This is a genomic window from Halomonas sp. BLK-85 (genome assembly GCF_044792155.1).
GTDB lineage: Bacteria > Pseudomonadota > Gammaproteobacteria > Pseudomonadales > Halomonadaceae > Vreelandella.
The window spans coordinates 1758336-1781231 of sequence record NZ_CP087731.1 but is presented as its reverse complement, the minus strand read 5'-3'; the positions used below and the strand labels follow the sequence as shown (position 1 = coordinate 1781231).

Annotated in this window: 22 protein-coding genes; 11 read left to right on the top strand and 11 right to left on the bottom strand. The window is 57.1% G+C overall.

The annotated features are described in order from the left end of the window. Positions 1–47 precede the first annotated feature (47 nt). Positions 48–986 carry a ketopantoate reductase family protein gene (locus LL947_RS08000; RefSeq protein ID WP_499832886.1) on the bottom strand — a complete coding sequence of 313 codons (939 nt, stop codon included), beginning with the start codon at positions 984–986 and terminating at the stop codon, positions 48–50. 4 nt (positions 987–990) lie between these two features. Beyond that, positions 991–1470: a TspO/MBR family protein gene (locus LL947_RS07995; protein WP_499832885.1), complete on the bottom strand. Its 480-nt coding sequence runs from the start codon at positions 1468–1470 to the stop codon at positions 991–993. A gap of 213 nt (positions 1471–1683) precedes the next feature. Between LL947_RS07995 and LL947_RS07990 the strand changes: the two genes are divergently transcribed. Both LL947_RS07990 and LL947_RS07985 read left to right on the top strand, forming a co-directional pair. Next, positions 1684–2127, top strand: coding sequence for a tetratricopeptide repeat protein (locus tag LL947_RS07990; RefSeq protein ID WP_290821646.1), 444 nt, complete (start codon positions 1684–1686; stop codon positions 2125–2127). Next, positions 2117–2590: a YehS family protein gene (locus tag LL947_RS07985; protein WP_499832884.1), complete on the top strand. Its 474-nt coding sequence runs from the start codon at positions 2117–2119 to the stop codon at positions 2588–2590. The genes LL947_RS07990 and LL947_RS07985 overlap by 11 nt, the downstream gene beginning before the upstream one ends. Before the next feature lie 11 nt (positions 2591–2601). Here LL947_RS07985 and LL947_RS07980 read toward each other — a convergent pair whose 3' ends face one another. Then, a complete protein-coding gene (locus tag LL947_RS07980; RefSeq protein WP_499832883.1) occupies positions 2602–3885 on the bottom strand; it encodes an MgtC/SapB family protein in 1284 nt (427 codons plus the stop codon). Between the two features lie 161 nt (positions 3886–4046). Between LL947_RS07980 and LL947_RS07975 the strand changes: the two genes are divergently transcribed. Beyond that, positions 4047–5531 (top strand): bifunctional 2-methylcitrate dehydratase/aconitate hydratase, encoded by a 1485-nt coding sequence (locus LL947_RS07975; protein WP_499832882.1) that lies wholly within the window; start codon positions 4047–4049, stop codon positions 5529–5531. 68 nt (positions 5532–5599) lie between these two features. Here LL947_RS07975 and LL947_RS07970 read toward each other — a convergent pair whose 3' ends face one another. The 4 genes from LL947_RS07970 to LL947_RS07955 form a co-directional block, all read right to left on the bottom strand. Beyond that, on the bottom strand, positions 5600–6853 hold the full coding sequence (locus tag LL947_RS07970; RefSeq protein WP_404413375.1) for a DEAD/DEAH box helicase: 1254 nt from the start codon (positions 6851–6853) through the stop codon (positions 5600–5602). Positions 6854–7056: 203 nt separating this feature from the next. Next, a complete protein-coding gene (locus LL947_RS07965) occupies positions 7057–8229 on the bottom strand; it encodes a toxic anion resistance protein (RefSeq protein ID WP_499832881.1) in 1173 nt (390 codons plus the stop codon). Positions 8230–8243: 14 nt separating this feature from the next. Next, entirely contained in the window at positions 8244–9185 is a 942-nt protein-coding gene (locus LL947_RS07960; RefSeq protein WP_499832880.1) for a cobyrinic acid a,c-diamide synthase, read from the bottom strand. Positions 9186–9263: 78 nt separating this feature from the next. Further along, on the bottom strand, positions 9264–10337 hold the full coding sequence (locus LL947_RS07955; protein WP_499832879.1) for a phytoene/squalene synthase family protein: 1074 nt from the start codon (positions 10335–10337) through the stop codon (positions 9264–9266). 263 nt (positions 10338–10600) lie between these two features. Between LL947_RS07955 and LL947_RS07950 the strand changes: the two genes are divergently transcribed. Then, complete coding sequence (locus LL947_RS07950; protein WP_499832878.1) at positions 10601–11443, top strand: fructosamine kinase family protein; 843 nt, start codon at positions 10601–10603, stop codon at positions 11441–11443. A 51-nt stretch (positions 11444–11494) separates the two neighbouring features. Here LL947_RS07950 and mntR read toward each other — a convergent pair whose 3' ends face one another. Continuing rightward, positions 11495–11977, bottom strand: a complete 483-nt coding sequence (gene mntR / locus LL947_RS07945; RefSeq protein ID WP_290821628.1) for a manganese-binding transcriptional regulator MntR — start codon at positions 11975–11977, stop codon at positions 11495–11497. Positions 11978–12144: 167 nt separating this feature from the next. On the opposite strand from mntR, the gene LL947_RS07940 reads away from it, so the two are divergent. From LL947_RS07940 to LL947_RS07930, 3 genes are all read left to right on the top strand, one after another. Beyond that, the gene (locus tag LL947_RS07940) at positions 12145–13065 is read left to right on the top strand and encodes a metal ABC transporter solute-binding protein, Zn/Mn family (RefSeq protein ID WP_290821625.1); all 921 of its coding nucleotides are present in this window, start codon (positions 12145–12147) and stop codon (positions 13063–13065) included. A gap of 8 nt (positions 13066–13073) precedes the next feature. After that, positions 13074–13844 carry a metal ABC transporter ATP-binding protein gene (locus LL947_RS07935; RefSeq protein ID WP_404413369.1) on the top strand — a complete coding sequence of 257 codons (771 nt, stop codon included), beginning with the start codon at positions 13074–13076 and terminating at the stop codon, positions 13842–13844. A gap of 78 nt (positions 13845–13922) precedes the next feature. After that, positions 13923–14792 (top strand): metal ABC transporter permease, encoded by an 870-nt coding sequence (locus LL947_RS07930; protein WP_499834389.1) that lies wholly within the window; start codon positions 13923–13925, stop codon positions 14790–14792. A 35-nt stretch (positions 14793–14827) separates the two neighbouring features. On the opposite strand, the gene LL947_RS07925 is transcribed toward LL947_RS07930, so the two are convergent. Together LL947_RS07925 and LL947_RS07920 are read right to left on the bottom strand one after the other, a co-directional pair. Then, complete coding sequence (locus tag LL947_RS07925; protein WP_499832877.1) at positions 14828–16363, bottom strand: cation:proton antiporter domain-containing protein; 1536 nt, start codon at positions 16361–16363, stop codon at positions 14828–14830. 34 nt (positions 16364–16397) lie between these two features. Further along, positions 16398–16856: an ion channel gene (locus LL947_RS07920; RefSeq protein WP_499832876.1), complete on the bottom strand. Its 459-nt coding sequence runs from the start codon at positions 16854–16856 to the stop codon at positions 16398–16400. A gap of 129 nt (positions 16857–16985) precedes the next feature. Here LL947_RS07920 and fabI point away from each other — a divergent pair, with 129 nt between their 5' ends. The 4 genes from fabI to LL947_RS07900 all read left to right on the top strand — a co-directional run bounded on the left by fabI (position 16986) and on the right by LL947_RS07900 (position 21944). Continuing rightward, entirely contained in the window at positions 16986–17765 is a 780-nt protein-coding gene (fabI, locus tag LL947_RS07915; protein WP_499832875.1) for an enoyl-ACP reductase FabI, read from the top strand. 41 nt (positions 17766–17806) lie between these two features. Next, positions 17807–19243, top strand: a complete 1437-nt coding sequence (locus LL947_RS07910; RefSeq protein ID WP_290821615.1) for a bifunctional enoyl-CoA hydratase/phosphate acetyltransferase — start codon at positions 17807–17809, stop codon at positions 19241–19243. A 2-nt stretch (positions 19244–19245) separates the two neighbouring features. Beyond that, entirely contained in the window at positions 19246–20475 is a 1230-nt protein-coding gene (locus tag LL947_RS07905; protein ID WP_499832874.1) for an acetate/propionate family kinase, read from the top strand. Positions 20476–20585: 110 nt separating this feature from the next. Next, entirely contained in the window at positions 20586–21944 is a 1359-nt protein-coding gene (locus LL947_RS07900) for a Na+/H+ antiporter family protein (RefSeq protein WP_499832873.1), read from the top strand. A gap of 103 nt (positions 21945–22047) precedes the next feature. Here the strand turns inward: LL947_RS07900 and LL947_RS07895 are convergent, their stop codons facing one another. Next, the gene (locus LL947_RS07895) at positions 22048–22779 is read right to left on the bottom strand and encodes an RNA methyltransferase (RefSeq protein ID WP_499832872.1); all 732 of its coding nucleotides are present in this window, start codon (positions 22777–22779) and stop codon (positions 22048–22050) included. Positions 22780–22896: the final 117 nt, after the last annotated feature.

The following is a 22896-nucleotide window of genomic DNA, read 5'->3' as shown; positions in this document are numbered from 1 at the left end:
GGTTCATCATGCTTCCATCAAAAGACTCATTTATCCGGCTTTGCTGATTACAGACGGCGCTGGTGAATGGCACCTTCTTCGCTTGCCAGTTGGTCATCCAGCTGTTCGAGGTTTTTGCACGTCAATCCATGCTGCGCGGCACTTTGCATCAAAGGGCCAAGTATCGCTTTGCGCTCGGTGGGGCGCCCCGCCTCCAGATCCTGCAGCATGGAGGCTTTGTTGCCGGCGGTATTCTCCACCACCTGCCAGACCAGCGCCAGCCAGTTCGTTTCGCCCTGGCCGCCGCCTGGCGGCTGAATGCCTTCGGCCTGCATGATGGCCGCCACCTCTTTGATGACCGCATTGGCCTGGCCTTGATAGGATGCGTTGCGAAGCTCGCCGTTGCGTATGCCATGTAACGCCACCAGTGGGTTGATCGCCGCATTCACGGCCAGCTTCTGCCATAGGCGTTGGTGAATGTCGGCAACGGCAGTGGTTTCAAACCCTGCCTGGGTCAACTGTTGGGCCAGGAGTGTTGCCAGTACGCCGTGCCGGTTATTCAGGTCACCGATAAAGGTAGGGCCGCGCCCAGCGTGAACCACACCATCATCGCCGGTCAGGTAGGCACCCTGAGTAGTGGTCGCGCATAGCACTGGGCCTGCCCACGTTCGGGTAATCCGTGGCTGAGTCAGAAAACCGTTCTGCCACAGTACCAGCGGCGTGGTGGCAGGAAGGCGCTCGGCCAGGCTGGCCAGCGCTGCCTCTGCTGCCATCGCCTTGGTGGTAATATGCACAGCATCCGGCGCGACGGGCGCCTGTTCAGCCAGCTTTTCCACTGTGAGGATGTCAAGGCGTTGCACCTTTTGCTCGCCCTCTGGCGTGGTGAGTATCTGCTGTATGGGAAGGGGGCGGCGGCTTACAACGCAGAGATGGGCCAAAGGGGCCAAAGAATGCGCCAACAGGCGGCCAATGGCCCCGGGGCCGAGTATCCAGTGGGATGTGATCATGGATTCAACTTTGTCCTTGACCACGGTTCAACAGCAAGACGCTGGCATTCAGCGTTAAGGCAAGCAGTACCCAAAGCCAATAGGGCACCATGAGCGAGGCAGCCAGTACACTGACATTGGCAAACAGCACAATGGCCAGCGTCAGCAACCCCAGAAGCAGTGCGATATCCACCAGCGCGGCCGCTATCTGCTTGCGTCCAAAGAATAACCACGACCAGGCAGCATTGGTGATCAGCTGAAAACCATACACGGCCAGGCTTGCCGTGCGGAACGGGGAGTCTTCGGCCATATAGATACGCCACGCCGCAATAGCCATCAGTAAATAAAGTATTCCCCAGGCAATCGGGAAAACGATATCAGGGGGTGTCCAGCCAGGTTTTTGCAGTTGGCGGTACCACTCATCCGGGCGAAAGCGTGCGCCCGTCGAAGCTGTCGCAGCCACCAGCAGTAGAGACACTAATAGAGCCAATAGCGAATAAAGCATAACTCACCTGATGTTAAATCATGATAATCAATAGATTAACAGCCTATCCATGCGCAGGTATAGCCAGGCATTATGTGAACGACGGCAGGGATAGAATGCGTCCTGACGGTCTACATCTGATATTCTAGGGTCTGTTGAGTCAAAAGCAGCGGCCTGATCCTGGGTTGTCCATGGTTAAATCAATAAGCGTCAAGGTGTCACAGAGAGCAGTGAATGATTAATACCAAAGTCTACAAGGCGGTGTATGAGCTGGCTGAAAAGCTGATGAAAGCCGCTGCCAAGGATGATCGAGCGTCCTTTGATGCGCTTTATGCAGAGCTTAAAGCGCTTTGCGTTGCCAACGAAGATAGCGAGAAAGATCACCCGGAACAGTGGGAAACTCTGGCTGACTTTACCGAAGCGTTGGATGAGGCGCTGGTGATCTATCAGAAAGCGCTGGATAAAGCCGTTGAAAAGGCATCGAAAGACCATATCGCTTCAATCGGTTTCTCCATGGCCACCTTGCAGGTAGAAACAGGTCAACCAGCAGCTGCCATTCAAAGCCTCCAGCAGGCCAAAGCCAGTGCGCAAAAGATCGAAGATAATGACCTGAAAGCAGAAATAGATGACTTACTTAATCAGTTAACCCAAGGCCAGGAACCGCATTTTGACCAATAACGACATTCTCCGCCGTATCCGCTATGCCTTTGATATCAAGGATAACACCATGGTGGATATCTTCGCGCTTGCCGACTACCAGGTAACGGCAGCACAGGTGGCTGCCTGGTTGAAAAAAGAAGAGGATGATGACTTCATTACCATGAAAGACAGAGAGCTGGCCGCGTTTCTTAACGGCTTTATCAGTTTCAGACGCGGCAAACGGGAAGGCGCTGCCCCCAAGCCGGAAACACATTTAACTAACAATATGGTGTTTCAGAAGCTGCGCATTGCGCTGAACCTTAAAGCTGACGATATTCTGGCTGTGTTTGAGCAGGTGGACTTGCCTTTGAGCCACCATGAACTCAGTGCCTTTTTCCGGAAACCCAGCCATAAGAACTACCGGGAGTGCAAAGACCAGATCCTGCGGAACTTTTTGTTGGGCATTCAGCGTCAGATGCGCCCGGAGAGTTCTGGCCACTAACGGTCGCTGCTTTACTGTACCCAGGCGACTGTCAGCCCGGCAGCCAGGGACATCAGCATGGGGCCGGCCACCTTGATACCCAGCGCTTTCTGGCCGACCGCCCAGGCAATGCCGGATTTGACCAGATTATTGGTGGCTGCAGCGATCACTATACCCACCACCGCTGTCTGCTGGGCCAGGGAATCCTGTGACATTCGGGTCAGTGAAAGGGTGATGGCATCGACGTCGGCGATACCCGATGTCGTCGCCAGCATATAAATGCCCAACTCGCCGAGCCAGGTCTGCAAAAACTCACCCAGCAGCAGGATTCCCACCAGAAGCAGCCCGAACAACAGGGCTGTTTTCAGATCCAGCGGGTTCTGGGTCAGCTCTGGTCGGCTGACGTTGAGACGCCCGGCGTAGCGCCGCCAGATGATGAAGGCAGGCACATAGAGCAGCAGGGTCATCACCAGCACTGGCCAGACAAGCCGTGGCAATAGCGCCGGGCTGATTAACGCACAATAGATCAGGATGCGCGGGAACATGGTGCCGCAGGCGATCAGGATACCGCAGGCAAACTGTGGATTGATATCCGGTGACTGCCTGGATTGTCTGGCATAGTGAAGCGTCAAGGCAGTCGAGGAACTCAAGCCAGCAAACAGGCTGGTAAACAGAATTCCCTTGCGGGTACCTGCCAGGCGGATCGCAAAATAGCCAACGAAAGACACCGAGGCGATCAGCACCACCATCCACCAGATTTCACGCGGGTTGAGCACGCCTCCCGGGCCCAGGTCCTGACTGGGTAGCAAAGGCAGCATGACCACCGAGATGGCCAGTAGCTTCAGCGCTGCATCCAACTCGTGTTCCTGTAACTTGTCGACTAAGCCATGAATTTCCTGCTTGTTGTCCAGAATCAGTGCCGTCACAACGGCAGCGGCGGTTGCAATTGCCGGATCAATGGCCACCGCAATGGCGCCATAACAGAAAGTGAGCACCATACTGATCGCACCAGTGATGCTGAAATTGCGGATATGTGCCAGCCGTTCGTGGAAGGCGACAAGCGCAAAGGCAACGACGCTGACCAGCAATACCGGAAAGGCCCACTCGGTGACGTCCATGGCCAATAGCGCCGCAACACCCCCCAATAAACCAATCAGGGCGAAGGTTCTAATGCCGGCTATACGCTCGCCTGAGGCCTGCTCCTTGGCGCCCCAGCCACGCTCCAGGCCAATAATGGCGCCGAGCAGCAGGGCAATGGCCAGGTTGATCGTGGCCTGATTGTTGGCCAAAAACTGATTGGTGACTTCGTCCATCATGGAACCCCTTGGAACAGATTCATACCAATGACCCCTGCTGATTACGATGCTACGCTGAAAGACAGGTATTAAAAGTCAACTTTCAAAACGCCGTGTTCCGATACTGATGTTCAAAGGCCGATTTTTAAATGCCGACTTTCAAATACTAGGGAGTTAACAGGATGAGCGCGACTGTCGAAACCAATGTTCGCCCGGATTATGATGACGAACTACAAAAAATCGCCGATTACGTGCTTGGCTATCGCATTAACAGTAGTGAAGCCTGGGACACTGCCCGCAACTGTTTGATGGACACCCTGGGCTGTGGACTGCTGGCGTTACGTTTTCCGGAATGCACCAAGCATCTCGGGCCGCTGGTCGAAGGAACGCGGGTACCCAATGGTGCTCGGGTTCCCGGTACCTCTTTCAGGCTCGACCCGGTAAAAGCCGCCTGGGATATTGGCGCCATTATCCGCTGGCTGGATTATAACGATACCTGGCTGGCGGCGGAGTGGGGGCATCCTTCCGATAATCTGGGCGGTATCCTGGCGGTGGCGGATCACCTTTCCCAGAAGAAGCTGACAGAAGGCGGCCAGCCGCTGAGCATGCGCGATGTGCTGGAAGCCATGATCATGGCCCATGAAATCCAGGGGGTCCTGGCGCTGGACAATTCTTTTAACCGCGTAGGTCTCGATCATGTGGTGCTGGTAAAAGTGGCGACCACGGCGGTGACGGCCAAAATGATGGGAGCCAACCGTGAGCAGTTACTCTCGGCCCTTTCACACGCCTGGGTAGATGGCCAGAGTTTGCGCACTTACCGTCATGCCCCCAACGCGGGGTCGCGCAAGAGCTGGGCGGCGGGTGATGCAACGTCGCGTGGCGTGCGTCTTGCCGATATTGCCATGCGCGGCGAAATGGGCATTCCTGGCGCGCTGACGGCGCCCCAGTGGGGCTTCTACGATGTGTTGTTCAGTCAGACCAATAAAGATCTGGCACTGAAACCTGAATCGGCACGCCGGTTCAGCTTCCAGCGCGATTTTGGCAGCTACGTGATGGAGCACATACTTTTCAAGATCTCTTTTCCGGCCGAGTTTCACGCCCAGACGGCCTGTGAGGCAGCGGTTATCTTGCACCCTCAGGTCAACGACCGCCTGGGTGATATCAGCCGGATTGTGCTGACGACCCATGACTCTGCCATTCGTATCATTTCCAAGTCGGGGGCCTTGGCCAATCCTGCTGATCGGGATCACTGTCTGCAGTATATGACCGCCGTGCCGTTAGCCTTTGGCGATCTGGTGGCTGAACATTACGAAGATGATTTCCATGCCAGCCACCCCATCATTGATCAGTTGCGTGACAGGATGGAGGTGGTTGAGGACGAGAACTACTCCAGGGATTATCACGACCCGGAAAAACGCTCGATTGCCAATGCCATTCAGGTGTTTTTCAACGATGGTAGTGCCACAGACAAGGTCGCGGTTGAATATCCCATCGGTCATCGGCGGCGGCGTGAAGAAGGCATCAGGGAGCTGGAGAAAAAGTTCAGGCGTAATCTGGCCACGCGGTTTCCCCATGGGCGCTCGGACGAGATTTTTGAACTGTGCAAGGCGCCTGCCCGTCTTGAGGCCTATCCGGTCAATAAGTTTATGGATCTTTTGATGATCTGAACGGCCCAGCGGTCTGAATCGTAAGGGGGCCGTATCAACAGAGATGACACGGCCCATGATCAGACGGGTTAGCGACGCGTGCGGCGGCGCTCGCCGCCAGGTTTTGCGCCCTGGCCGTCGGTTTTCCGCTTGGCGCGAGGTTGCTGCTGGCCACGGCGGCCATTCTCGATGGGCTCGGGTTTTATGGTTGGGTCAGGTTCAAAGCCGGGTTCAATGCGTTTGGGCAGGTTCTGCTTGATCAGGCGTTCGATACCGCTCAACAAACCGTGTTCATCAACACAGACCAGGGATACCGCTTCGCCGTTGCTGCCGGCACGGCCTGTCCGGCCAATGCGGTGCACATAGTCTTCGGCGACATTGGGTAAGTCAAAATTGACCACATGGGGCAGTTCGTTAATATCCAGCCCGCGAGCCGCAATATCTGTGGCGACCAATACCTGGAGGTCACCGCTTTTGAACGCACCCAAGGCCCGGGTTCTGGCGCCCTGGCTTTTATTGCCGTGAATCGCCATGGCCGGGATATCCTGCTTGGAAAGCTGTTCGGCAAGGCGGTTGGCGCCATGCTTGGTGCGGGTAAACACCAGCACCTGGAACCAGCCGTGTTGCTGAATCAGATGCGCCAACAGGTGGCGTTTCTGGTCGCGATCGACCCGGTAAACCGTCTGCAGGATTTTTTCAGCGGTGGTATTACGCGGGGCCACTTCGATCAACGCCGGGTTGTCCAGCAACTGCTGGGCCAACGCCTGAATCTCATTGGAGAAGGTCGCCGAGAACAGCAGGTTCTGGCGCTTTTTGGGCACCAAACGTAACAGCCGCTTGATATCGTGGATAAAGCCCATGTCGAGCATACGATCGGCTTCATCCAGCACCAGGATCTCGACGCTGGAAAGATCCACATGGCCCTGCTGGTGCAGGTCAAGCAGCCGGCCCGGGGTGGCCACCAGCACATCAAGCCCGGCTTTGAGTGCATCCACCTGAGGCTGTTGGCCCACGCCGCCAAAGATAATGTGCGAGCGCAGCGATAAATGCTGGCCATACACGCTGACGCTTTCGCCGACCTGAGCGGCAAGCTCGCGGGTCGGGGTCAGTACCAAGGCTCTTACCTGGCGCTTGCCGGGCTTTTTACCACCGGCCAGGCGCTGCAGCATCGGCAGCGTGAAGCCAGCGGTCTTGCCGGTGCCCGTCTGGGCGCTGGCCAGCATGTCACGGCCTTCCAGGACAACCGGAATGGCCTTTTGCTGAATCGGGGTGGGGCGGGTATAGCCTTGCGCGGTCACCGCGCGGAGTAAATCGTCGTGCAGACCAAGTTCAGAAAAGCTCATGCGTTCTCCGCAAGCGCTCAACAAGCAAGGCACGCAGTGGCGCTGTCGCTGAGCATAAGGTTCAAAGGCGAGGAAGGATCCTCCTCGCGGCAGCGAAGTTTGCCAGATAAAGCGCGCTGTCGCGATGATCATTTTTACAATTTGGTACTTGCAGTGCGAAATTCGTCAGGCTGAAAGCCTGGGAAAGGGTGTTTTCTGGCAATTCAGTCGCTGGAATGATCCCGACCTGGCTGCAGCTGGTTGCCTTCCTGGAGGCGTTCGATAGCGGCCTCGCCCTGCCGGGAGAGAGCCGCCAGGCGGTCGATCTGCTCATCAAGCTGGGGCAGAGCCTGCTGACGGTAGCGGGACAGGTCATCAATGGCCCCCATGACGTCACCAAAGGCTTCCTCCAGCACCTGCATGTCCAGCATGGCCGATGACGCGCGCTGCTGGATATCCACGCCCTGCTGGCGCAGAGCCTTGGCCGTGCCGCCTATCATCTGCGAGGTAGTGGTGTTCAGCGCTTCAATACGGTCCAGTACCAGGCGCTGGTTGGCCATGCCCATGGCCACGGTGACGGCCACGGTCAGCGCCGAGACGGTCACATTAATGGCTCTGTCCACGCCGCGTATCAGTTCGCGGTTATTACGGATGATCACTTCCAGCGCCAACACCCCCTGCTGGCTGACGGCCTGCTGTTGCTGAAGATCCACAACGCGTTGACGGAGGGGGAAGAGCAGTTCCTCTTCGATAAACTGACGCTGGGAAGGCGCGTCGTCAAGGGAGCGTATTTCCTCCTGCAGGCGTTGGTCGATCAGGCGGCCAAGCGCCACCTGACGATTCAGTTCAGACAGTATCTTGTTCAAGGCCTGCTGATCATCGCTCAGGGTAAGGTTATCGCGATACAGGATGTCACGGCCGCTTTCCAGTTCCTCGATGATGGCATCGAGCGCCTGCTGGGCGTTCTCGAACTTGCGGAAGTAGCGCTGCAGCCGGCTATCAAGGCCGGGAATCATGGCCACCAGCCGATCAAAGGCGCTTGGCGTCAGACGATGGCGGGAAGGGTCCAACCCTTCCATGCGTCTGCGCAGGTCGTTCAGCGCCTTGGCTACCGGGCCGCCTTCATCGCCCTGATGCGCCAGCTGGCGCAGCGGCGTTTGCAGCATGGCGCTGCGGTGGGCTGCCTGCTGCTGTAACTCCAGCCCCATCTCGTCCACGGCCTGACGCTGACGAGCCAGTGCCTCCTGGTCGCCTGCCGCGAGAATATCCGTGACGAAGCGGTTTGCCATCGCCTCAAGCTCGGGGTCACTGTCGGCAGATTCAGAGGTCACAGAGGCGGCAATGTCTTCAACCGGCGGCAGCGAAAGGCGGCGGTTGTCATCGGCTGACGAGTTCATGGCATCTCCTTGAGTTACTCTCTGCGGGCATAGCGGTCTGCACCTTCAACAAAAAGGCGCAGATCTTCCAGTGCCTGTTCAGTGGTCACTGAGGCCTGCGGGCGGGCTGTTTCAATCTGCGCCATGGAAACGGCGGTATCGTCTAGCACGGTCAGCGCCGATTCAATCTGCGCGGTAAGCCCCTTCAGGCGTTGCTCGGTTTCGTTGAGCAGATCCAGGCGCCGCTGCAGAGCAGTGCGTTCTTCATGGCTCAGGCGTTGGCCCTCCCGGGAGAGGCGTTCGCGTACATAGTGGCCATCTACGCTGACCACGCCGCGCGCCTGGGATGCCATGGTAGTCAAGGTATCAATGGCGCCATAACACACCTGGCTAACCAGCCCGCGGGAACGCTCAAACGCCAGTTCACCGCTATGAAAACGCTCCCCGAGCACCTCCATGACATGCCGGTAGCGGCTGTACAGGCGGTCAGGCAGAACCGCCAGGTCAGGCCGCTGAACGTCAAGCAGGCGCTGCTTGGCCTGACACATGGCCAACACCAGCTCGTCGGCGTTTTCAGGCGGGTGGTCCGGGTCAAGTACTCTGACGCCAGCTTCAGATGCCGTGCGTTCCTGCCGAGCACGCTGCTTGCGTGCCTCTGAGTCCATCTGTTGCCGGTGGCGCCGTTCACGGCGCTGTGCCAGCCAACCCCGCAGTGTGCGTTCAACAGGCAGCGCAACAGGAATGGCCACAATGCCCGCCAGCCACCCCATCAGGCTAGGGCTGAAGCCACCCCACAAGGAGGTCAGCCATAGCAGGATGCTTACGAAGGGAATGCCCAGGCAGTAGCGCAGGATGACCTGTAACCGGTTGGGAGTCTTAACGGCAAGCGCCAGCCCGGGATTATAAAGCCCTATCAGCAACCAGGGCAGACAGGTCATGAACAGACCATAGGAAAACCCCTGCAGGAATCCCAACATGAACACGCATCCTTGGTTGTTGAAGTAATGGCAAACAGGTTAACCGAGATCAGGTGTCCAGCACCAGATATGCAGGGGCTAACCCTTTGCTGGCTGCATGTGCTGGCGTGGCGCTGCTTGCAGGGCACCAATATCGGCTGCCTGAAGGTAAGGTAGCCGATGGCGGCCCCAGCGGAAAACGCCGCGCAAAAGGGTGTCATTGCTGACAGCAAGGTTGGAGGCGGCAATGATCAGGCGCATACGCCTTCGTGATATCTTGACCTCCTGGCCGCTGGAATACCCCGGTGTTGCCGCAATGTTACGTAGCGTTGATAGTGCCATGCCGATTGACCAACTGCAGAACCGCCGCATGCCGACTTCTGACGCCGGTATGCGCAGCGTATAGTCCTGTGCCAGCTGGAGATGGTGGTGGGCAACGCCGACCAGATAACGAATACCGTCGCGATAGCCGGGGTGGTTCTGCCAGTTCTCTGCCTGTGTCAGGTCGACACCTCGTGCGGCAAACACATCGCGCGGCAGCCAGCAGATGCCGCGTTGCTGGTCATCCCAGACGTCTTTCAGAATGTTGGTCATCTGCAGGCCCTGGCCGAAGGCAACGGACAGGCGCAGCATCTCTTCCTGCCGGGCATGAATCAGAGGGTGAGTGTCAGCGAACAGGCGGGTAAGCATCTCACCGACGCAGCCTGCCACGATATAACAGTAGTCTCGCATGCAGCTGCTGCTCTCCAGCCCATAAGGGGATTTCAGGTATTCAAACTCGGCCATGCCCTGGCACATGGTGTGCAGGCAGTCCCTGAGCGCTGCTCGTTGCTCCTGTGGCAGCTCACCAAAGGCGCGCAATACGCTAGGTGTCTCTGCCACAAGCTCTCGTTCCAGGGGGTCAATGATCAGGCCGGACGCCAGCAAACGAGTGGCGAACGCTTGTGCAGTTTCCGCGTTATCCAGCCCCGCGAGCAGGCGCTGATAATGAATATCCTTGTCCTGTGGCGCCATCTCGGTGCTGTCTTCAACGGTGTCAGCAATCCGGCACAGCAGGTAGGCGTTGGTGATAGCCGGGCGCAGGGATTCAGGCAGCTGGGGAATGGTCAGGGCGAACGTGCGCGAAACACCCGGCAATAACCGGTTCTGTAAAGCAATGGACTCAGGTTTCATGACAGTATCATCGTCTCTTGTAAAGGCATGGACGTATCCCGTTCAAACCTGATCCAAAAAGAAGATAGCGCTCTCGCGGGGCGGGTGGGTAAGCACTGGTGAGCAATGAACAAGGTGAATTCCCGTGGTCTGGCCGTGACTATAGAGGTTGGCATAGACAATGACATCCTGATGATCGAGAGGCAAGGCGCTTGATACTGTGTGGCGTTGTGACATCGTATAAGGTATGTGGCAGAGAGCCACACACAACCGGGAGATGCTCGATGCTGGATTCGCTTGACGCATTGCTTGAAACGGCAGGACTGACCGGACGAGGCTCACTTCTACCACTCAGCGGTGGCGATATCGCAGCGGTTTACCGCCTGACAACCGACCAGGGCGATGTCGTGGTCAAATCCGATGTTCCAGCGCGTCTGGCGGGCGAGGCTGAAGGTTTGCAGGCGCTGGCCAGGGCCAATAGTGGCCTGATTGTACCTGAAGTGCTGGGCCAGCAGGGTGCTTGGTTGGTGATGGAAGCGCTGGAAGCGGCGCCAGCCCATCAACGCCGTGCGGCCGCATTGGGGGAAGGGCTACGCAAGCTGCATGGCAATACCGGTGAGGCGCACGGTTGGCCCCGGGATAACGCCTGTGGCAGCACGCCTCAGCCCAACAAGCCACTGCCTGATGGGCGTGTCTTTCAGCGCGAGCGGCGACTGTTGCCGCTTGCTCGGGCCTGTTACGAACGAGGCCTGTTGGACAAGCGTCTGAAAGTGGCTGTTGAAGCCATTGCAGAAAGCCTTGAAACCTGGTTGGAGGATGTACCCGCAAGCCTTGTTCACGGTGACCTCTGGTCAGGTAACGTACTATATACGCCGCGCGGGCCCGCCATTATCGATCCAGCCGTCTACCGGCATTACCCGGAGGTGGATATTGCCATGCTGACGCTGTTTGGTTCACCGGGAGATGCCTTTTTCGACGCTTACTGGAATGGCAGCCCTCCCGCTGGGTGGGGGCCGCGTGAAGCGCTTTTTCAGCTTTATCCGCTCCTTAACCATTTACTGCTGTTCGGCGGCGGGTATCGTCAGGCAGTGGTGGGCGCGATCGAAAAACTGCAAGCAGGGCCCTAGGGCCTGTTGATGCGTGCAAGATGTTCAGCGCACAGGAATGTCTGGTAAGTGCTATGAATTATCTGAGGTTTTGCGGATAAATGCCTGCATGACGTCAAGGGTTTCATCGCTGACGTGATGTTCCATTCCTTCGGCATCAATACGGGCGGTGGTATCGTCAACCCCCAGTGCGCGCAGGAAGTTCAGTACAATATCGTGGCGTGCCCGGGAAATCCGGGCCATATCCTTGCCAGCCGTTGTCAGGAATAACGAGCGATAGGGCTGACTGGTGACCAGGCCCAGTTCGTTAAGGCGGCGGATCATCTTGGAAACCGTGGCCTGGCTGACCCCCATTCGGCTGGCAATGTCTGCCGCGCGAGCCTCACCGCGATGGGCAATAAGGTCGCCGATCAATTCCACATAGTCTTCAATCAGCTCGGTTTCGTGAGCAACGCGTACCGTTTCATACTGTCGCGCATGTTGCTTGACGGGCGGCAAGGCATCGCCGCTGTCCAATGATATAGGCGTTTCGGTGGGCTGCGTGTGCTGGTTCATGACTCATCTGCTTGTAAAAAAATGCCGATGGCAGGGGATAATAACCACAATGATAACCTAGCACGGAGTAAAATTGTTAGTCTAGGCTAAACTATTTGCCTAAGGCTTTATCATTGCGCTAAAGTTGTCATCGATCGCCTCAACTGAATGGTATAAGGAAAGTTGTCATGACCAAACACTACCAATACTGGCTGGGTGGGCTTTTATTATCGGTCACGTCGTTTGCTCAGGCGGCCTCTGATGCGTCGTCGCCACTGCGCGTCGCGGTAACGTTTACGGTGCTGGGCGACCTTGTGGAGCAGGTGGCAGGTGATGATGCTGAGGTTTCTCAGCTGACACCCATTAATGCGGAAGTCCATGACTGGGAGCTGACGCCCGGTAATTTTTCCGATATCGAAGAAGCCGATGTTATCTTCTATAACGGATACCAACTGGAACAATGGATGGGTCAGGTAGAATCCGCCGCCCGTGACGATGTGCCCTTGGTGGGCGTTGCAGAAGCTTCCGGCTATCCGACCCGTGGCATCGTAACCGGTGAGCTGAGCGGCGATATCGACCCGCACCTGTGGATGGATCCGCGCGCGGCCTCCGCTTACGTTGAGGTGATTGCGGATGCCCTGATAGAGGCCCGGCCCTCCAGTGCAGAAGGCTTCAATCGCCGCGCTGAGGCGCTGCAGGATACGCTTGAGACGCTGCATGCTGACATCACAGAGACATTATCTTCGATTCCCGATGAGCAGCGCTTTCTGTTAACCAGCGAAGCGGCGTTTATCTATTTTGCCGAGGCCTATGATTTCGAACATAGCGGTATCTGGGGCAATAATGCTGAATCTGCCGGTGCGCCGCGTCAACTGATGGAAGTCATTGATCTGGTGATGGAACGTCAGCCCGGGGCCATTTTCTGGGAAAGCACCATCTCTGACCGTCACGTCAGCAGTATCGCCCGCGATACCGGTGTTCCGGCGGCAGGACCACTGTATGTGGATTCACTCGGCGAGACTGATGGGCCGGCGAGCAGCTATATTGATATGATGCGCCACAACGCCCAGTTGTTAAGCAAGCATCTGACGGCGGACAGCGATACATGAGCAGCGATATGGCCAATCATTCGGCGATCAGGGTAGAGGGCGTCTATGCCGCCTACCAGCGTCAGCCAGTGCTCAGTGATATCAACCTGGATTTCCCGAGTGGCCGCTGGACAGCCATCGTAGGGCCAAACGGTGCGGGGAAGTCCACCCTGTTTCGTGTATTGACCGGTAGCATGTCACCGCTGAAGGGCCGCGTCAGCGCCTTCGGTGCGGATATTTTTCAAGCACGTCGCGCCGGACGGATTGCCTATATGGCCCAGCGTGAAGCCATTGAGTGGGATTTTCCGATTTCCGTGTGGGATACCGTGATGACCGGCCGTTTTGGCCACATGCGTGTAGATCCCTTGTGGCGGCGACTGACACCTGGCCGCTTTGTGCATTCACGTCATACTGACGCCGTGCGTTCCGCGTTGGCGGATGTCGATATGCTGGGCTTTGCAGATCGGCATATCAGTGCGCTTTCTGGCGGGCAGAAAAAACGCGTCCTGCTTGCCCGCTGCCTGGCCCAGTCGGCAGATATCCTGCTGTTGGATGAACCTCTTGCAGGCGTGGACCCACCCAGTGAAGCACTGATTCTGGAGGTGCTGGCTGGCCAACGTAAAGCAGGTCGTACCGTTATCATGGTCACCCATGATATGCCCGGAGCGCGGCGCTATGTGGATCATGTGGTGCTCATAAACCGCACCGTGCGCGGAGTCGGTGCGCCTGAAGACATGCTCAGCGATGCGCGCCTGGCCACGCTGGCTGTCGGGCCGTCGGAAGATGACCTGCAGGACTGAACCTGCCCAATCAACGAGGAGACATAATCAGTGCAGGCAATTGCCGATCAAGTCACTGCGCCGCTGATAAGCGCCCTTATGGTGCTGGTCAATCTGCTGCCTGCTGGCGTAGCAGATGCTTTTCAGTACGCGTTCATGCAGCGGGCACTGCTCACATCGGTGCTGGTAGGCGCCATCTGTGGCCTGCTGTCCTGTTACGTGGTGCTCAAACGCTGGTCGCTGCTGGGCGATGCCATTTCCCACGCGGTATTGCCCGGTGTGGCCATTGCTTACCTGCTGGGCTGGCCATTTTTCATCGGCGCCTTTATCACCGGTGCCTTGACCTCACTGGGTATCGGTGCCATCGAGCGGCACACGCGGATCAAGTCGGATGCCGCCATGGGCCTGATGTTTACCGGTGCCTTTGCGCTGGGGATAGTGATTATCAGCAAGATTGCGACTAGTACTCACCTGATGCATATCCTGTTTGGCAATGTGTTGGGCGTGCAGCCCACCAATATGCTGCTGACGCTGGCGGCCAGTGTTATCACCCTGTTAGTCATCTGGCTGGCCTATCGTCCCCTGATGCTTTACACCTTCGACCCGCAACAGGCTCAGGCGTTGGGGTTCAACACCAGTATTGTCCATTACGGGCTGATACTGCTGTTGACCCTGACCATAGTGGCAAGCCTGGAGACGGTGGGGATCATCCTGGTAGTGGCCATGCTGATCACGCCGGGGGCAACGGCGCATATGCTGACTGACCGTTTTGCCACCATGCTGTGGCTTTCAGTAGCAGTCGGGGTGAGCTCTGCCGTACTGGGTCTCTGGCTTTCGGTGGTGCTGGACGTGGCCTCAGGGGGCAGTATCGTGATGGTCGCTACCGGTATGTTTTTCATGGCCCTGCTGTTTTCACCCAGGCATGGCGTTATCATGCGCCAGTGGCGACGCTGGCGCATGATGGCGTAGACCATTTGTAACGGGCCGTTGGCCAAAGCAGAAAGTTAGCGTGACATGCATTCCCAGGTTTTCTCGGCAATACCAATTCCCGCGCCGGACTTGACCATATAGGTCTGATCCACGCCTGCCTGTTTGAGCGGTGCCTCTTCATCAGTAAAGTCGATGCCGGCAATAATCTTGCCGGCAAAGCCCGCTTTTCGTATCTGCGTGGCTGCCAGCAATCGGCTCTCCATGTTGGGAGTGGTGAGGGCAATCGCCTTGAGGTTGTCAATATTGAGTTTATCCCAGAAGCCGCTGTCTTCTACGTCAGCGTAGACGACGTGACGCTGGGCGTGACCGACCTTGTTGGGATCGGAGTCAATCCCGACAATCGGTAGCTGGCGCTCAGCAAAGAAGTCATAGGCGGCACTGCCGGTGCGACCCATGCCCAGCACCAGTACCTGGGCATTGCCCAGATCAATGGGCTGCTCGTCCGGATGCTGGGTATCGATTTCAAAGCGACTGAGCCGGTTTTCCCAACGATCAAAGAGTGGGTGTGCTACCCGGTTCAGCGGAGCAGCAATTACAAACGAAAGTGCCACCGTAATGGCCAAAGGCACCAACCATTCAGTCAATACAACCGCAGACACAATCAGGCCGAATTCGCTGTAGGCCGTCAGGCTGAGGCCACCCAGAAAGGCGTTGCGGGCGCGAACCCTGAAAGCAATCAGCAAGGCGAAAAAAAGTATCCCTTTCAGAGGCAGAATAAAGGCCATGACCACGGCGAAAATCAGCGCTTCCCCGCTTGGCAGGCCCGACATGCCAATCTGCAGGAAGAAGCTGATCAGCAGCATCTCCTTCAACCCCCATAAGGCATTGGAAAGTTCCTGGGCGCGTGGATGTTTGGCCAGCATCAAGCCCATTACCAGGGCGCCGACTTCAGAACTTAACCCAACACTTTCAAACCCCTTTCCGCCGACGGCGATCGCCAGGACCACACCCATCAACACCAAGAGTTCGTCATGTTGGGCAACGTCCATCAGCCAATAAAAAACTGGCCGTAACAGGGGCAGGGCAAACACCCAGAGTGCCCAAATCGAGGGGGACTGGCCGCTGGCAATACTCAGCACTGCCAAGGCAACCAGGTCCTGAATGATAAGAATGCCTATCGCGATGCGGCCATGAAAGGCACGCAATTCGCGCTTGCTTTCGAGTACCTTGGCCGCCAATACGGTGCTGGAAAAAGACAGTGCAATGGCCAGTAGCAGGGCTTTTTCAAGGGGCAGTTCCAGAAAAAACACAAAACCTGCGGTAAATACCCCACTGGTTATTGCCAGATGGATAAAGGCACCCCCCAGCACGGCGGGTTGTACCAGGCTCCTGATATTAAGTTTCAGGCCGATGGTAAACAGCAGCAGTAACACCCCAAGGTGAGCGATATGTTCAAGAACCGGGCTTGCATCGCTGGGTAAGCCAATGCTGGGGCCTACGGCGTTGAGTGCAAAGCCGGCCACCAGAAAGCCAACCAGGGGCGGCAGGTTAAACTGCCGGGCCAGTATGCCGGCTATAAAGGCAATGGAAAGGGCAATAACTTCCAGCATGAGGAATCCTTTGTAATGTATCGGGCGGCCAGGGTTACCTGCCTTTCATCCAGTGCTTTTGCATCTCAAGAAACGTGAACGAGGCTGACCAGGTAATCAGTACAAAACCAGTAAGTGCCAGGGTGCCATATAAAAATCTCACGGCGCCCAGAGCGTAGATATCACCGTAACCCACAGTGGTGTAGGTAACCGCTGAAAAAAATACGTAATCCAGAAAGTTAAAGCTTGTGTAGCCCTCCAGCGAGCCAATGCCGGCATATTCAGTCAGTAGCCAGCCGATACCGGCAAATACCCAGATTTCAATGGTATGGACGGTCAGCAAGCCAAAAGCCATGCCCAGAATCCGTTGACGGTGTGGGCGAAAGGAACGGTCAATGAGTTTTGAGATGATCATCAGGAATTCATAGTGAATCAGCACAGCGATGACGACGGCCAGTGTGGTCGCTAACACAACGGTAACGTGTTCTGAATAAGGTATGGGAAACGTCAACATTATCAATCGCTGTTCAGCCGGGAATTAAGCATGCAAGAAACGTAAAAAACTGCTAATTTTGTTGCAGTGCAATATAACTTGATTCTGCTCACGGAGTATTGATTTTTTTGTTGCCACCAAGGAGTCCGCATGTCTCATAACCCCTTTTCATTGACTGGCAAAGTCGGCATTGTAGCGGGTCTTGCCAATCATGACAGCATTGCCTTTGGTTGCGCACAGGCGTTACATGAAGCCGGTGCTGAATGCCTGGTGACCTATGCCACGCCGAAAGCCGAGAAATTTGTCACACCCTTGTTGGAAGAAATGGGTAACCCTGAACTGATGCTGTGCGATGTGCAGCAGGATGACCAGCTCGATGCCCTGTTTGCGCGTGCCCATGAGCGCTGGGGCCGGGTCGATTTTGTGGTTCACTCGATTGCCTTCGCCCCGCTGGAAGATTTGCATGGGCGAGTGGTTGACTGCTCGCGTGATGGCTTTGCCCAGGCCATGGATATTTCCTGTCATTCCTTCATCCGCATGGCAAGGCGTGCTGAACCCTTGATGCAGGAGGGCGGCGGCACCCTGATCAACATGACCTACTATGGGGCAGAAAAGGTCGTCGATAACTACAGTCTCATGGGGCCGGTCAAGGCTGCTCTGGAAGCCGCCACCAGCTATATAGCGACCGAGCTGGGCCCCCAGGGCATTCGCGTTCACGGCGTGTCTCCTGGTGCCATTCATACCCGCGCAGCATCGGGCCTCAAGCATTTTGACGAACTGATTCATGATGGCGAAACCCGTTCCCCGCTACGCCGATTGGCCAGCGTACAGGATGTCGGTCATGCCGTTGTCTACCTGACATCGGATGCAGGCGCTGCACTCAGCGGTTTGACCCACTATGTGGATGCTGGTCATCACCTGCGCTTCTAGACGGCGCCGGTTAAAGCATTACTACCTGAAGGAGGCACGGTATGTCTGCACACGAGTTAACTGAAAATAATGTGATTGAAAACCGCACCTATGACGAGATAGAAGTGGGTGAAGAAGCGTTCCTCGAAAAGCGCTTGACTATCGAGGATATCAAGTTATTTGCAGTGATGTCGGGCGACGTCAACCCAGCGCACGTTGATGAGGACTTCGCCAAGAGTAGCCGTTTCCAGGAAGTCATTGCCCATGGGATGTGGGGCGGGGCGCTGATCTCAAGCGTACTGGGCACTCAGCTACCCGGGCCGGGAACGGTGTATCTCGGTCAGACGCTAAGTTTCAAGGCGCCGGTGCGCCTGGGTGACGTGCTCAGGGTATCAGTACGTGCCATGGAAAAGGACGACCAGCGTCACCAGATCACCTTTGCCTGCCGGTGTGAAAACCAGCGCGGTGATACGGTAATCGAAGGCGATGCGCGGGTGCTGGCGCCGACCAGGAAAATCAGCCGACCACGTACTTTGCTGCCCAAGGTGCGCTTGACCGAGCGCGGACGGCTGCATGAAATCCTGACCGCCGCTGACCATCCGGCGGCGATGTTGACGGCCGTGGTTCACCCGGTGGATGAAAGTGCCATTCGCGGGGCCGTGGAATCGGCCGCTCAAGGGCTGATTATTCCCGTTCTGGTCGGACCAAGAGCCAAGATACAGGCAGCGGCAGATCAGGCCGAGGTGGATATCAGCGATGTTGAACTGGTGGATGTACCCCATAGTCATGCCGCCGCCGAGAAAGCCGTCGCTCTGGCCCGTGAAGGTAAGGTCGGCGCGCTGATGAAAGGCACACTGCACACCGATGAGCTTTTACATGAAGTGCTCAAGCATGACACCGGACTGCGTACCGAGCGCTGCCTGAGCCATGTGATGGCGTTTGACGTACCGACCTACCCGCGTCCGCTATTGATTACCGATGCAGCGATCAACATTTATCCCAAGTTGGCTGAAAAGCGCGATATTGTTCAGAATGCCATTGAGCTGGCTCATTCGCTGGGTAATTCAACGCCGAATGTGGCGCTACTGTCTGCCGTTGAAACCATTAATCCGAAAATCTTCTCTACGCTGGATGCCGCAGCGCTGTGCAAGATGGCAGACCGCGGCCAGATAACCGGTGGCAATCTGGATGGCCCCCTGGCCTTTGATAATGCGGTTTCCGAAGCGGCCGCCGAGACCAAGGGCATTGTCTCCAAGGTGGCCGGTCATGCGGATATTCTGGTCGCGCCGGATCTGGAAGCCGCCAATATGCTGATGAAGCAGCTCACTCATCTGGCCGATGCCACCGGCGCCGGCCTGGTGGTTGGCGCGCGGGTACCGATCATTCTGACCAGCCGTGCTGACGATGCTCTGACGCGAATGGCCTCCAGCGCGCTGGCCCTGCTGCTGGCGGACTATCAGATGAAAAACAGCCTGCCTGATGATTCACACGGAGCCTGAACATGGACGATATTCTGGTACTTAATAGCGGTTCTTCCAGCGTCAAGTTTGCACTCTACCGGGTTAGCCAGCAGGAAGCGGCTAACGACGAAGGGGTCTTGACGCTGACCTATAGCGGCCATTTTTCCGGCTTGGCAACATCACAAAGCCAGGTGTCTCTGGCGCATTGGAGTGAGGAGCAGGGTGCAGAACCCTTCTCCTCAGAGGCGCTTGAAGCCCTTGGCCTGAGGTCTGCCGAGACACATCAAGAGGCTATCACCCTGTTGATGACCTGGCTTGAACAGCGAGATGACAAGGCCCGTCTGGCGGCGGTTGGCCACCGCGTGGTACATGGCGGGCAGACCTATCATGAAGCGGTGAAGCTCAGTGCTGAAGACGTTGATCGTCTGGAGGCATTGACCAGCCTGGCTCCGCTGCATCAACCCCATGGACTTGCACCCATCAAGGTGCTGATGGAAAAACGCCCGGAGCTGCCCCAGGTCGCCTGCTTTGATACTGCCTTCCATGCCCAGCAGCCCTGGCAGGCACGCCAGTTTGCCCTGCCGCGTGAGCTGACCGCCAAAGGACTTTTGCGCTACGGCTTCCACGGGCTGTCCTACGATTATATCCAGCGCACTCTGCCCAGGGTGCTGCCCGCTGATGCGCCACGCTCCAAGGTGATTGTGGCCCATCTGGGCAACGGCGCCAGCATGTGTGCCATTCGCGAGGGTGTCAGCGTTGCCTCGACTATGGGCTTTACCGCCCTGGATGGCTTGCCGATGGGAACGCGCTCGGGCTCTCTTGACCCTGGGTTGGTGCTGCATCTGGCCAGCCATGAAGGTATGAGTCTGGAGGAGGTCTCGACTCTGCTTTACAAGCGCTCAGGCCTTCTGGGGGTGTCCGGTATCAGCAGTGATATGCGTGAACTGCTGGAAAGCGATACCCCCGAAGCACGTGAAGCCATAGAGCTCTACTGCTACCGGGCGGCGCGGGAAATTGCTAGCCTGGCCGGTGCCCTGAGCGGTGTGGAGCAATTGGTGTTTACCGCCGGAGTGGGCGAGCACGCCGCACAGGTGCGGGCCGATATTGTAGCCCAGTGTGAATGGTTGGGCATGCAGCTGGATGGCAGTGCCAATCAGCAAAATGCCCCTTGCATATCGTCCGCCGACAGCCAGGTGGGCATCTGGGTTATTCCCACGGATGAAGAAAGAGTGATTGCTGTTGATTGCCTTAACCTGCTTGAGCTGAACTGAACCAGGTTTCAACTGAAAGAAAAGCAAATTCGACTACCGATAGCGTTCTTATCTGATAGAATCTCCCGCTTTTGTGAACTTGATAATTCATTAAATCTGCTGGAGTCCGGATGAACGCGGTTATTCTTGCTGTACTGGTGATGGTGGCACTTTCGCTCGTCCGGGTGTCTGTGGTGTTTGCCCTGGTGGCCGGGGCGCTGGTGGGTGGTCTGGTCGGGGGCTTGTCGCTTGAACAGACGTTGGATGCCTTCAATACCGGGGTCGGCGGTGGTGCTCAGGTGGCTTTGGCTTACGCCACCCTGGGGGCTTTTGCGGTGGCTATTTCACGCTCAGGCTTGCCGGACATGCTGGCGCTGCGTCTGATCAGTCTGCTGGGTCAGGAAGCCAATGCCGCCCAGCAGGCCAGAGTGAAAACCCTGCTCCTCAGCGCCGTGCTGTTGGTGGCGGTGTTTTCCCAGAACCTGATTCCGGTGCATATTGCCTTTATCCCCATTCTGATTCCGCCTTTGCTGAAAGTCATGAATCAACTCAATCTTGACCGCCGTGCCGTTGCCTGCGCGCTCACCTTCGGGCTGACCGCACCCTATATGCTGCTGCCGGTGGGCTTTGGGGCAATCTTCCTGAACGATATCCTGCTGGCTAACCTGAACAGCGCCGGGGCACCCCTGGGGCTGGAAGTGACCCGCTCCATGGTGCCACTGGCCATGGCCATCCCGGTGGGCGGTATGGCCATGGGGCTTCTGGTGGCGCTGTTCTGGAGCTATCGCAAACCGCGTCACTATCAGGCACTGGAGGTGGCCAGCCAGCATTCCCAGCAGGGAGGCGAGCGCCATACCGGCACCCCCGAGCCGCATAAGCTGGGCCTGATCATGTCAGGCGTGGCCATCGTCGCGGCGTTGGGATTACAGCTGTACAGCGGCTCGATGATTCTGGGTGGCCTGGTGGGTGTGGCCTTGCTCTCGCTGGGCGGCATCTTCAAATGGCGCGAGGCCGACGACCTGTTTACCAGCGGCATGCGCATGATGGCGCTGATTGGTTTTATCATGATTTCAGCGGCGGGCTTTGCCGAAGTCATGAAAACCACCGGCGAGATTGACGCTCTTGTAGAAAGCGCCTTTGCGGTGTTTGGCGATAATCGCGGCCTGGCGGCGCTGATCATGCTGCTGGTCGGGTTGTTTATTACCCTGGGTATAGGGTCGTCGTTTTCTACCATACCGATTATTGCAGCGATTTTTGTGCCGCTGGCCCTGCAGTTCGGTTTTTCACCGATGGCTACTGTGGTGCTTGTGGGTACCGCCGCAGCGCTGGGCGATGCCGGCTCACCGGCATCGGATTCTACTCTGGGGCCCACCTCGGGGCTGAACGTCGACCGCCAGCATGACCATATCTGGGATAGCGTGGTTCCGACCTTTCTACACTACAACCTGCCGTTGATCGGTTTTGGCTGGCTGGCAGCCATGATGCTCTAGTCATCCGCCAACAGACCCGGCAAGACAAAAGGCAGCCTGCGATTCGAGGCTGCCTTTTTTATACCAACTATTACGGCTCAGCTAGCGTTGATTAACTATCCGACTACTGGGGAAGGTGAGCATCCAGGGCGCTTAACCAGCCGCGCAGCAGGGAAAGCTCCTTGCGGCTGGGTTCAGCTCTGGCAAACAGTGCCTGGAGCTGTTCTTCGGTGCGGGCGTGGGGCTGGGTAAGAAAGCCGCTGCGCTGCATGACCTGGCTGAGGTGGGCCTGAAAATGCCCGAACTGCTCGCGGGTAGGTGGTATGGCCTCGCTGGGTGTTTGATAGACAAAACCGCTGTCTGCGCGGCGGCGCCATTGGCGGTGAAGCTCATAGGCCAGAATCTGCACCGCTTGTGAGAGGTTGAGAATGCCGTAGTCCGGATTGGCCGGAATACTGACCTGATGGGTGCAGGAGCGGATTTCGGCGTTGGTCAGGCCGGAACGCTCGCGGCCAAATACCAGAGCCACCGGCTGGTGCTGGGCGTTGTCCATGACCCTTTGGGCCATGTCATCGGGCTCATCAAAATGCGGGAGTGGCATGCTGCGTAAGCGGGCGCTGGCGCCGACGACCTGCACGCACCCGCTGACCGCTTCTTCGAGCGAGCTGACTACCTGGGCGCTGTCGAGCACATCAGTTGCCCCAGCGGCCAGCCGAGTGGCGTCGGCGTCGGGGAAGGCGCGTGGGTTGACCAGTATCAGTCGGGTTAATCCCATGGTTTTCATGGCGCGCGCTGTGGCGCCGATATTGCCGGGATGATAGGTCTGTACCAGGATAATGCGGATATTGGAAAGCACGGAATGGGCACCTGCAAGCAGCCAAATAATACACGCGATTTTATCACGCTTTCAGCGCCGCTGAGGTGCCAGACAACCGCTACCCGCCCTTTGACACTTTTGCCGGGCAGTTGGAAT